The sequence below is a fragment of the Brevundimonas diminuta ATCC 11568 genome (genome assembly GCF_000204035.1).
Classification (GTDB): domain Bacteria; phylum Pseudomonadota; class Alphaproteobacteria; order Caulobacterales; family Caulobacteraceae; genus Brevundimonas; species Brevundimonas diminuta.
Genome location: NZ_GL883086.1, coordinates 932,022 through 942,923, shown reverse-complemented (window position 1 = coordinate 942,923; position 10,902 = coordinate 932,022). Strand labels below are relative to the sequence as shown.

The 10,902-nt window shown below is 66.0% G+C and carries 12 protein-coding genes; all 12 read left to right on the top strand.

Annotated features, from left to right (window positions below; all coding sequences use genetic code 11):
• Window positions 1-580, top strand: a 580-nt coding sequence (locus tag BDIM_RS08430) for a DUF3363 domain-containing protein (protein ID WP_040345546.1), incomplete at its 5' end; no start/stop codon positions are given.
• An 18-nt stretch (window positions 581-598) separates the two neighbouring features.
• Window positions 599-1,030 carry a hypothetical protein gene (locus tag BDIM_RS08425; protein WP_003168651.1) on the top strand — a complete coding sequence of 144 codons (432 nt, stop codon included), beginning with the start codon at window positions 599-601 and terminating at the stop codon, window positions 1,028-1,030.
• A gap of 124 nt (window positions 1,031-1,154) precedes the next feature.
• Window positions 1,155-3,188 carry a conjugal transfer protein TraG gene (locus BDIM_RS08420; protein WP_003168650.1) on the top strand — a complete coding sequence of 678 codons (2,034 nt, stop codon included), beginning with the start codon at window positions 1,155-1,157 and terminating at the stop codon, window positions 3,186-3,188.
• An 81-nt stretch (window positions 3,189-3,269) separates the two neighbouring features.
• Entirely contained in the window at window positions 3,270-3,545 is a 276-nt protein-coding gene (locus BDIM_RS08415) for an HU family DNA-binding protein (protein WP_003165149.1), read from the top strand.
• A 158-nt stretch (window positions 3,546-3,703) separates the two neighbouring features.
• Entirely contained in the window at window positions 3,704-4,738 is a 1,035-nt protein-coding gene (locus tag BDIM_RS08410) for a serine hydrolase domain-containing protein (protein WP_244911847.1), read from the top strand.
• Between the two features lie 199 nt (window positions 4,739-4,937).
• Window positions 4,938-5,339: a ribbon-helix-helix domain-containing protein gene (locus BDIM_RS08405; RefSeq protein WP_003168647.1), complete on the top strand. Its 402-nt coding sequence runs from the start codon at window positions 4,938-4,940 to the stop codon at window positions 5,337-5,339.
• 38 nt (window positions 5,340-5,377) lie between these two features.
• Window positions 5,378-6,343, top strand: a complete 966-nt coding sequence (trbB, locus tag BDIM_RS08400) for a P-type conjugative transfer ATPase TrbB (RefSeq protein WP_003165146.1) — start codon at window positions 5,378-5,380, stop codon at window positions 6,341-6,343.
• Window positions 6,340-6,660, top strand: coding sequence for a TrbC/VirB2 family type IV secretion system protein (locus tag BDIM_RS08395; protein WP_003168646.1), 321 nt, complete (start codon window positions 6,340-6,342; stop codon window positions 6,658-6,660). The genes trbB and BDIM_RS08395 overlap by 4 nt, the downstream gene beginning before the upstream one ends.
• Window positions 6,657-6,914, top strand: a complete 258-nt coding sequence (locus BDIM_RS08390; RefSeq protein WP_003165144.1) for a VirB3 family type IV secretion system protein — start codon at window positions 6,657-6,659, stop codon at window positions 6,912-6,914. The genes BDIM_RS08395 and BDIM_RS08390 overlap by 4 nt, the downstream gene beginning before the upstream one ends.
• The gene (trbE, locus tag BDIM_RS08385; RefSeq protein ID WP_003165143.1) at window positions 6,908-9,346 is read left to right on the top strand and encodes a conjugal transfer protein TrbE; all 2,439 of its coding nucleotides are present in this window, start codon (window positions 6,908-6,910) and stop codon (window positions 9,344-9,346) included. The genes BDIM_RS08390 and trbE overlap by 7 nt, the downstream gene beginning before the upstream one ends.
• Before the next feature lie 17 nt (window positions 9,347-9,363).
• Entirely contained in the window at window positions 9,364-10,092 is a 729-nt protein-coding gene (gene trbJ / locus BDIM_RS08380; RefSeq protein ID WP_003165142.1) for a P-type conjugative transfer protein TrbJ, read from the top strand.
• A 10-nt stretch (window positions 10,093-10,102) separates the two neighbouring features.
• On the top strand, window positions 10,103-10,902 hold an 800-nt coding region (gene trbL, locus BDIM_RS08375), incomplete at its 3' end, for a P-type conjugative transfer protein TrbL (protein WP_040346767.1).

Below are 10,902 nucleotides of genomic sequence, written 5' to 3'. Positions count from 1 at the left end.
GATCGCGCCCGACCATGTCGCGCGGGCGGCGGCGTTCGAGGCCGGGCGCGCCAAGGCCGCGCCGGTGGCCGTCGATAGGCTTTCCACGATCCCGCTCGAACGGCAGGCTACTTTCGACGGTGCGACCTGGCTCGACCGCCAACTGGTTGCATCCGCGCCCGAGGCGACGCGCGACGCGGGGTTCGGGCAGGAGATCGCAGAGACGAAGGCCCGCCGGATGCGTTGGCTCGTGGGCCAGCAGTTGGCCGAGGAGGATCAGGGCAAGATGGTCTATCGTCGGGACATGCTCGCCCAGCTCAGGCGGCGCGAGATGAGCCGCATCGCCGGGACCCTCTCGGACGAACTCGGTCTGGGCTATGTCGAGAGCCGGTCGGGCGACCGGATCGAGGGCGTCTATCGTCGGCCGGTCGATCTGGCCTCGGGGCGCGTCGCGCTGATCGAGAAGTCCCGCGAATTTACCCTCGTGCCCTGGCGGCCGGTTCTCGACCGCCATGTCGGCCGGACGGTGTCGGGCGTGATGAAGGGTGACGGCGTCAACTGGACGATCGGGCGTGGGCGGGGCGGGCCGTCGATCACCTAGGCAGGAGGCGATGTGCTGATGAGTGATTGCAAGAGGGCGGGCGCCTACCTGGCGTTGGCGCGCGACTATGCCGAGGCGGCAGGCGTCGTCTTGGGAAAGCGGGCCGATCTGCGCTCCTACTGGCACTTGATCGCCCATGCCCTTGAGTTGGCGCTCAAGGCCCAGATTCTGCGTGTCGACGGCGAGGAGGCGTGGCTGATGTCGTCGGTCGGCCATAGTCTTGAAAGAGCCATGACGACAGTCGTGCGAAACGGGGCGTCAGCCCCGATACCACGGGACATCGCTCACTTGATCGAAGTGCTCGACGCTCCCCACTCCAGGCAGGAACTGCGCTATCCGTCTCTTCTTGGCTCTCCTGTCTGTTTCGCCCCCGCCGCCGCGCACGCGGCGCTTGCCGGGCTTTTGGAGATCGTAGACGGCGACCTCGCAATCGCGAGGCGCGGTTCCTGACCGGATGGGCAGCCTGGCGCGTCCGTGCGCTTGAATGCGGATAAGCAGTCTAACGATTCGATCCGCATGACGGGAGTCTCGCCTCGCCGCCCGCGCGCGCGTTGGCCGGCGGCGGAGAAACACCGTGACCCCTACCAAACTTCTCGTCGGCCAAATCCTCGTCTGCTTCGCCATGGTGACCCTCGGCGTCTGGGCGGCGACGCAATGGGCGGCCGCGATGCTCGGCCATCAACCGCAACTCGGCCCGCCGATGTTCACCCTGTTCGATGTCCCGGTCTATCGTCCCTGGGCGCTGTTCGGCTGGTGGTTCCATTACGAGGCCTATGCGCCCGACGTCTTCGACCGGGCGGGGCTGCTGGCGGGGGCGTCAGGCTTCCTCGCCTGCGCGGCCGCGATCGCCGGCTCGCTCTGGCGCGCACGGCAGAACCGCAAGGTGACGACTTACGGTTCCTCGCGCTGGGCCACGCACAGCGAGATCGCGCGCGCCGGATTGATGCAGCCGTCCGGGGTCTTCCTCGGCGTCAAGGACGGCGACTATCTGCGCCACGATGGTCCCGAGCATGTGATGGCCTTCGCGCCCACCCGTTCTGGCAAGGGCGTCGGCCTGGTCGTGCCCACCCTTCTGTCGTGGACGGGTTCGGCGGTCATTCATGACATCAAGGGCGAGAACTGGACGCTCACCGCGGGGTGGCGGGCCCGTTTCTCGCATTGCCTGATGTTCAACCCGACCGACCCCCGCTCGGCGCGCTACAATCCGTTGCTCGAAGTCCGCAAGGGTCCGGACGAGGTGCGCGACGTTCAGAACATCGCCGACATCCTGGTCGATCCGGAAGGGGCGCTCGAACGGCGCAGCCACTGGGAGAAAACCAGCCACTCCCTGCTGGTCGGGGCGATTCTCCACGTCCTCTATGCGGAGGAGGAGAAGACGCTCGCGCGCGTCGCCAGTTTCCTGTCCGATCCTCAGCGCAGCTTCGCCCATACCCTGCGTCGGATGATGGAGACCAACCATCTCGGCGCGCCTGAAAATCCGATGGTTCATCCGGTCGTGGCGTCGGCGGCGCGGGAGGTGCTGAACAAGTCGGAGAACGAGCGGTCCGGCGTTCTGTCCACGGCGATGTCGTTTCTCGGCCTCTACCGCGATCCGGTTGTGGCGGAGACGACCTCGGCCTGTGATTGGCGCATCGCCGACCTTGTGGACGCAGCGGCGCCGGTCTCGCTCTACCTCGTCATTCCGCCGTCGGACATCAGCCGCACCAAGCCCCTTGTCCGCCTGATCCTCAACCAGATCGGACGGCGCCTGACCGAACGGCTGGAGGGCGATCCGCAGAAGAGACGGCGACACGACCTGCTGATGATGCTCGATGAGTTTCCCGCCCTAGGGCGACTGGACTTCTTCGAGACCGCGCTCGCCTTCATGGCCGGCTACGGCATTCGCGCCTATCTGATCGCGCAGAGCCTCAACCAGATTTCCAAGGCCTATGGCGAAAACAACGCCATTCTCGACAACTGCCACGTCCGCATCGCCTTCAGTTCGAACGACGAACGGACCGCCAAGCGGATATCCGACGCGCTCGGCACCGCCACCGAGCTGCGCGCCCAGCGCAACTACGCCGGCCACCGCCTCGCCCCCTGGCTCAGCCATGTGATGGTCAGCCGACAGGAGACGGCCCGCCCGCTGTTGACGCCCGGGGAGATCATGCAGCTTCCGCCGGCCGACGAACTGGTGATGGTGTCCGGCCTCGCGCCGATCCGGGCGAAGAAGCTGCGCTACTATGAGGACCGCAACTTCAAATCACGGGTTCTGCGGCCTCCGGAACTCGCAGACGATGGGTATGCCGACCGCCCCGCTGCGCGTTCCGACGACTGGGGCGGTCAGGTGCGCGAACCGCATGTCGCGCTCGTCTCTCCGGACGAGGACGAACTGATCGCGGCGATCGCAGAAGAGGGCGGTCTCCAGCAGCAACGGCATCCGGGCCTTGCCGAGGAAGGCGCCGAGGCGACGCAGGAGCCCGAGGTCCACGACGCGGCTGCGACCGGCGAGGACGACGGCGATCCGGCGCTGGACCGGCGCGCGCTGACGGCGCTGAGGAATGTCTCGCGCGCTCACGCGATGAATGAGGCGACGGGCAAAGGAGACGACCTGCTGCCCGATTTCTAGGCCTGGCGTACTCAGATCCCAGGTGACGGCGGCGGTGCGTCACGCTAGGCGATGCGCCTCTACAACGCTCAGGAGACAGCAATGAACAACAGCGACCTGGCCGACAAGATCGCGGCCGAGCACGGGACCTCGAAAGCCGACGCCCGCAAAATCGTCGACGCGGTTTTCGCCGCGATCGCCGATGCGGCCGCTGGCGGCAGCGAGATTGCACTGAACGGCTTCGGCAAGTTCAAGGTGAAGGATAGCCCTGCGCGCGAAGGCCGCAATCCGGCGACGGGCGAAACGATCAAGATCGCGGCGTCCAAGAAGCTGACGTTCAGCCCCGCGAAAGCGGTCAAGGATAAGCTGAACGGCTGATCTCAACGGAGCGCGCGCCATGTGCGCGCGCTCCGCCAATGATGATTGCGTGGGCTGAATAACCCGTTTGCGAGAGTTGATCCCGTGCGCTGCTTCATTGTTCGATCTTCCGGGGCCGCCTATCGTGCCGGACATACTGAGCCCTTCGGAGGGGGTGGATGCAGGTACTGACAGGTTTAGGAATGGCTGCCGCCCTTGTCGCTTCGGCGGACACGGGTTCGGCCGACAAGGCCGATCTCGCCGCTGTCCTCGCGCAATGGGATAGACACGAGCATCCCGACCTTAGAGGCGTCGTCGTGCTGCGCGACGGGCAGTCGGTCGCTGAACGCTATTACAATGGTGCGACGCCGGAGGAGCTTCACGATGTTCGCTCCGCCGGAAAAAGCGTGACGGCGCTGGTCCTCGGCATCGCAATCGATGACGGGGCGGTTCGCTCGGTGAACGACACGGTGTCACAATACTGGTCTGCCGCTGAGGGGAGCGCCATCGGGGCCGCGTCTTTGGCCGACGTGCTGACGATGCGGTCGGGCTTGGCTGCCTTCGACGAAGACCCTGCCTCGCCCGGAAATGAGGATCGGATGGATGCCGCGCCCGATCCATTAGCTTTTGTCCTAGCTGTTCCGCAGGCCGACCCTCCGGGTTCGCGATATCGCTATAATTCCGTGACCGCCTACACGGCCGGCGTCGTCGTCACCGAGGCGATGGGCGCCAAAATGAGCGCGTTCACCGATCTCCACCTGTTTTCGCCGTTAGGCGTCGCGCGCTGGCGATGGGATGATGACGCGGCGGGCGTCACGAAAGGGCAGGGCAATCTCTGGCTCACGACGCGTGGTCTGGCGTCGATCGGCGAGATGGTGCGTAACGGCGGGCGGTCAGGAAATAGCCAGGTCGTAAGCGAGCGATGGATAGCCGAGATGTTGGCGCCAAAGGTGAACATCGCGGCGGACGATCCTTACGCCGATAGCTATGGTTATTTCTGGTACGGCAAAACCTATCGGATCGCCGACACTGACATTGCCGTTTCGTTCGCATCAGGGAACGGGGGCAACAAGATCTACGTCGTCCCGTCCTGTCGTCTCGTGACAGCGGTCACGTCCTCCGCCTATGGCCGAGGCTATGGCCAGAGGCGATCGGAGGCGATCCTGAAATCCGTCCTTGACGCAGAAGTCGCAGCAGGTGGCTGCCAGGGTTGAGTAATGCGGATGATGACAAGCGCCGTCATCGACTGCGTCCGTGCATTTGCGTGAGAATAACGGGGATAACGGCCTGAGCCGCCTCGTCTGATCTTCGCTGTCGACCCGTCGCGCGTCGCGACGGCCGACGGACGAGGCTCATGAATAATCGTGCCAAAGGCGCCCAAGCCAGCCGGCTTCCTGCCCCGGTGGAACGCGCATGAAGCCGCGCCACCACGTGTATCTCGACGACGAACTCACCGCCGAGCTCGATCGGCTCGCGCGTGGACCGGGGACGTCAAAATCCGCCATCGTCGCCGGCGCGCTGCGCGAGCATTTCCGCCGCCGCGGAATGCGCGAGATCGACGAGCTGCTGAAGCCGCGCCTCGACCGGATGGCGGCCGATCAGCGGCGTCTCGCCCGCGATATGAACGTGCTGCTGGAAAGCGTCTCGCTCTTCCTCAGCTTCCAGTTCAGCCTTACCGCGCAGATTCCCGAGCCGGATGCGGCCGCCCGCGCGATCGGGCGCGAACGATTCCAGAAATTCATCGATCAGGTCGGACGGCGGATCGCCGGGACTGAGACGAGCGACATGCTGACCGTCCAGGAGGACGCGGCGTGACCGGCGCCAACCCCGTCACCTTCGGTCGACGCCGCGCCATGCTGCGCACGGCGATGGGGCCGGCGATCGCCGAAGCACTGGCCGATCCCGTGGTCATCGAGATCATGGTCAATCCGGATGGTGCGTTGCGGCTGGATCGGCTGGGTGAAGGCCGCACCGACACCGGCGTGAGAATGACGCCGCAGGACGTTGAACGGATTGTCCGTCTCGTCGCCGATCATGTCCGGGCGGAGGTCCATCCGAACGCGCCCATCGTCTCGGCCGAACTTCCGACGTCGCCCGACGGGAGCGGCGGCGAACGGTTCGAAGGCCTTCTCCCTCCGATCGCCACGGCGCCCTGCTTCGCCATCCGCAAGCCCGCCGTGAAGGTCCATCGCCTCATCGACTATATCGCGGACGGGATGCTCGCGCCGGTTCAAGCCGACGTCCTTCGACGTGCGGTCGTGGATCGCAAGAACATCCTGATCGCCGGCGGCACCTCGTCCGGAAAGACGACATTCGCGAACGCGCTGCTCGCCGAAATGGCCGGGCTCGACGAACGGATCATCCTCATCGAGGACACCCGCGAGCTGCAATGCGCGGCGGTGGACACCGTCCCGCTGCGAACACGGCCCGGCGTGGTCGGCATGGCCGAACTCGTGCGCTCGACCCTTCGCCTTCGGCCCGACCGGATCGTGGTCGGGGAGGTGCGGGGCGCCGAGGCGCTCGACATGCTCAAGGCCTGGAATACCGGCCATCCGGGCGGGATCGCCACGCTGCACGCCAACTCGGCGCACGCCGCGCTTTACCGGCTCGAACAGCTCGTCGCCGAAGGCGTCGTCACCGTGCCGCGCCGCCTGATCGCCGAAGCGATCGATCTCGTCGTCTTCATCCGCGGTCGCGGGGTCGGGCGGCGGATCGAGACCGTCGCCGAGGTGTCGGGCCTCGACAGCGACGGCGCCTACGCCGTGACCGACCTCAATCCCCCTCAGCTCAAAGCCCTTCTCAGAGGAGAACTCCCATGACGCCTACCGTGAATCCGCGCCTGTCCGCCTCGGTCGTCCTGGCCGGGGTCCTGATCCCGGTCGTCGCTCTCGCGGCAGGCTCCGGCATGCCCTGGGAAGAACCGCTCCAGAAGGTGCTGGAGTCGGTTCAGGGGCCGGTCGCCAAGATCGTCGCGGTTCTGATCATCATCACGACCGGGCTCGCCCTGGCGTTCGGAGAAACCTCGGGCGGTTTCCGCAAGCTGATCCAGATCGTGTTCGGCCTGTCGATCGCCTTCGCTGCGTCGAGCTTCTTCCTGTCCTTCTTCTCCTTCGGCGGCGGAGCGCTCATCGCATGAACGTCGAGGGCTTCGAGGTTCCGCTGCATCGCGCGCTGACCGAACCGATCCTGCTCGGCGGCGCGCCGCGCGGCGTGGCGATCCTCAACGGGACGCTGGCCGCCGCGATCGGGCTCGGTCTCCAACAGTGGGTCGCCGGCCTCATCATCTGGCTCGTCGGACACAGCCTCGCGGTCTTCGCCGCCAAGCGGGACCCGGACTTCGCCGCCGTCGGCGTCCGCCACCTTCGGCAGAAGGGATGGTGGTCATGCTGAACCTGAAAGAATACCGTCGCACCGCCGACCTTCTCGCCGATCATCTGCCCTGGGCGGCCCTGGTCGCGCCCGGCGTGGTCCTCAACAAGGATGGGGCGTTCCAGCGCACCTTGCGCTTTCGAGGTCCCGATCTCGAATCCGCGACGGAGGCCGAACTGGTTTCGGTCTGTGCGCGGGCGAACAACGCCTTGCGCCGGCTTGGCTCGGGCTGGGCGCTGTTCTTCGATGCGGTGCGCGCCGAAGCGCTCGGTTATCCTGACAGCGCCTTTCCCGATGCGGCGTCCTGGCTGGTGGATGAGGAGCGGCGGGCGCATTTCGACGGACGGCGCGGGCAGCATTTCGAGAGCCGCTATCACCTTACGCTCTGCTACTTGCCGCCCGCCGATCAGGTCAATCGCGCGGAGCGCGCGCTTCTGGAGCGGGACACCCCGGACGTCGGTCGCGATTGGCGTCAGGAACTGCGGGCATTCGTCGCCGAAACCGATCGCGTCCTAGACCTTCTCTCCGGTTTCATGCCCGTGGTGCGCGGCCTGGACGATGCGGAGACGCTGTCATTTCTTCACGCGACGATCTCGACGCGGCGCCATCTGGTCGCCGCTCCGTCGACGCCGATGCATCTGGACGGTCTTATCGTCGACACCCCGCTGTCGGGCGGCATCGAGCCGATGCTGGGCGACGAGCATCTGCGGACCGTCACGATCCTGGGCTTTCCCAACGCGACCCGTCCCGGTCTGCTCGACGCGCTCAATCATCAGGACTTCGCCTATCGCTGGGCGACCCGCTTCATCTGTCTCGACAAGACGGAGGCGAACAAGACGCTGACCAAGATCCGGCGCCAATGGTTCAACAAGCGCAAGTCGATCGCGCAGTTGATGCGCGAGGTGATGACCAACGAGCCGGTCCCGCTGACCGACACCGACGCCGACAACAAGGTGGTCGATGCGGACCTCGCCTTGCAGGCGCTCGGCGGCGACCATGTCGCCTTCGGCTATCTGACCACGACGGTCACCGTGTCCGACGTCGATCGCGGTGCCGCCGAAGAAAAGGTCCGCGTCGTCGAGCGGATCGTCAACGGGCTCGGCTTCACCTGCATCCGCGAGTCCGTCAATGCCGTCGAAGCCTGGCTCGGAAGCCTCCCCGGCCATGTCTACGCCAACGTCCGTCAGCCGCTTGTCCACACGCTGAACCTCGCCCACCTCATGCCGTTATCGGCGGTCTGGTCCGGTCCCGTTCGAAACGTCCATCTCGACGGCCCGCCGCTTCTCTATGCGGAGACGAGCGGGGCGACGCCGTTCAGGCTGTCGCCCCATGTCGGCGACGTCGGCCACATGCTCATCGTCGGACCGACCGGCGCGGGCAAGTCGGTGCTGTTGGCGCTGCTCGCCCTACAGTTTCGCCGCTACGCCGGATCGCAGATCTATATCTTCGACAAGGGGCTGTCGGCGCGGGCGGCGACGCTGGCGATGGGCGGCGACCATATCGCGCTCGGGGAGGGGGACGCGCTGGCGTTCCAGCCGCTCCGCGACATCGACGACGACGCCGAACGCGCGTGGGCCGCCGACTGGATCGCCGAACTTCTCAGCCATGAGAAGCTGATCATGACGCCGGAGCTGAAGGAGATGCTCTGGTCGGCGTTGACGAGCCTTTCCAGCGCGCCGTCCGAGGAGCGCACCCTGACCGGGTTGTCCGTCCTGCTGCAATCCCAGGCGCTGAAATCCGCGCTCGCGCCGTGGACGCTGGAAGGTCCGTTCGGACGACTGCTCGACGCCGCCGAAAACCGGCTGACGCTCACCGACGTGCTGTGTTTCGAGACCGAAACCCTGATGGACACGCCCAGCCTTGTCCTGCCCGTGCTGAGTTATCTCTTCCATCGCCTGGAAGCCCGGTTCGACGGTCGTCCGACCCTGCTCATCCTCGACGAAGCCTGGGTCTATCTCGATAATCCGACTTTCGCCCAACGCATCCGCGAATGGCTGAAGACGCTCCGAAAGAAGAACGTCAGCGTCGTCTTCGCCACGCAGTCGCTGGCGGACATCGCCGACAGCAGCATTGCGCCGGCCATCATCGAAAGCTGCCCGCAACGCATCTTCCTTGCGAACGACCGGGCCGTCGAGCCGCAGTCCCGCGCCGCCTATGAACGCTTCGGCCTGAACGAGCGTCAGGTGGAACTCATCGCCCGGGCGACGCCCAAGCGGCACTACTATCTCCAGTCGCGCGGCGGAAACCGGCTGTTCGAACTTGCACTCGGCCCGGTCGCGCTCGCGCTTTGCGGCGCGTCCGACCCCGCGACGCAAGCCTTGATCGACGACCTCCTGAAAGCACCGGGGCCCGACGCTTTCGGCGCGGCCTTCCTGCGCGAGCGCGGCCTTGCCTGGGCCGCCGACCTCCTCAGCGATTTTCCCGGCGCGGCTGAAGCCGCGCCATTCAACTAGCAGAAGGAGCCGACCTCATGAATTCCCGCATCCTCATCGCCGCCGTTCTGGCCTCGACCGTCGCCGCCGGCGGCGCGCTCGCGCCCGTTTCGCCGGCCCACGCCCAACTCAAGGTCTTCGACGTCACCAACTACAGCCAGAACGTCCTGACGGCCGCGCGCACCCTCCAGCAGATCAACAACCAGATCACGGCGCTCCAGAACCAAGCGACCATGTTGCAGAACCAGGCGCGCCAGCTTCAGCGTCTGGACTTCTCCTCGCTGGACCAGCTCACGCGCTCCATCGAGCGCATCGACGGCCTGATGGCTCGCGCCGAAGGCATCGCCTTCGACGTCGCCGCCACTGATGCGGCGCTGCGCGAACAGTTTCCGCAGACATTCGATCGAAGCCTCAGCACCGACCAGATCGTCCAGCGCGCGCGCGCCCGGCTCCAGTCGTCCTTGCAGGGCTATCGTCAGGCGATGCGCGTTCAGGCCCAGGTCGTCGAGAACGTCCGGGCCGACGGCGCCTTGCTCACCGATCTCGTCGCGCAAAGCCAGGTCGCCACCGGCGGCTTGCAGGCGCAGCAGGCCGGCAATCAACTGATGGCGCTCGTCGCCCGTCAGCAGCTTCAGCTTCAGTCGATGATGGCGGCGCAGTATCGCGCCGACGCCATCGAACAGGCGCGCCAGCGACAGGTCATGGAAGCGGCCCACGAGCGGACCCGGCGGTTCATCGGAACCCGCCCCGCCTATACGCCGCAATAGGCCGCGCACGATGGACCCGGCCCCGGACCTCAACATCATCGACCGCTTCCTGGCGGCCTTCTCGCAATACATCGACAGCGGGTTCGGCCTGCTCGGCGGCGACGTCGCCTTTCTCACCACTATCCTGATCGGGCTCGACATCACGCTGGCCGGTCTGTGGTGGGCGATGGACGCGGACAAGGATGTCCTGGGCCGGTTCCTGAAGAAGATTCTCTATGTCGGAATCTTCGCCTTCATTCTCGGCAACTTCCAACAGCTCGGCGAGATCGTCTTCCGCAGTTTCGCCGGCCTCGGCCTCACCGCGGGCGGGGGCACGATCGGCCCCGACGACCTGCTGAAGCCGGGCAAGCTCGCTTCCGTAGGCTTCGACGCCGCCAAGCCGATGCTGACGGCTATCAAGGACATGCTCGGCTTCCCCGCCTTCTTCGGCAACGCCCTGTCAATCCTCGTGCTGTTCGTCGCCTGGCTGGTGGTGGTGCTGGCCTTCTTCATCCTCGCGATCCAGCTCTTCCTCACGATCATCGAGTTCAAGCTGACGACGCTGGCGGGTTTCGTGCTCGTGCCGTTCGCCCTGTTCAACAAGACGAGTTTTCTCGCCGAGCGGGTGCTCGGCAACGTCGTCTCGTCGGGCCTCAAGGTCATGGTGCTGGCCGTCATCGTCGGCATCGGCGGCGGCTTCTTTGAAATGTTTCTCTCCGCCGGGATGGGCGAGCCGGACGTGGCTTCGGCGATGACGCTTGTTCTCGCCGCTCTTTCGCTGCTCGGTCTCGCCATCTTCGGACCGGGCGTCGCCTCCGGCCTCGTGTCCGG

Bases quoted from the DNA above. Each gene is read 5' to 3' on its own strand.
- BDIM_RS08415 (WP_003165149.1), top strand. From the start codon at position 3,270: ATGAACAACAGCGACCTGGCCGACAAGATCGCGGCCGAGCACGGGACC.
- BDIM_RS08405 (WP_003168647.1), top strand. From the start codon at position 4,938: ATGAAGCCGCGCCACCACGTGTATCTCGACGACGAACTCACCGCCGAG.
- trbE (WP_003165143.1), top strand. From the start codon at position 6,908: ATGCTGAACCTGAAAGAATACCGTCGCACCGCCGACCTTCTCGCCGAT.
- trbB (WP_003165146.1), top strand. From the start codon at position 5,378: ATGCTGCGCACGGCGATGGGGCCGGCGATCGCCGAAGCACTGGCCGAT.
- BDIM_RS08425 (WP_003168651.1), top strand. From the start codon at position 599: ATGAGTGATTGCAAGAGGGCGGGCGCCTACCTGGCGTTGGCGCGCGAC.
- BDIM_RS08390 (WP_003165144.1), top strand. From the start codon at position 6,657: ATGAACGTCGAGGGCTTCGAGGTTCCGCTGCATCGCGCGCTGACCGAA.
- BDIM_RS08410 (WP_244911847.1), top strand. From the start codon at position 3,704: ATGCAGGTACTGACAGGTTTAGGAATGGCTGCCGCCCTTGTCGCTTCG.
- trbJ (WP_003165142.1), top strand. From the start codon at position 9,364: ATGAATTCCCGCATCCTCATCGCCGCCGTTCTGGCCTCGACCGTCGCC.
- BDIM_RS08395 (WP_003168646.1), top strand. From the start codon at position 6,340: ATGACGCCTACCGTGAATCCGCGCCTGTCCGCCTCGGTCGTCCTGGCC.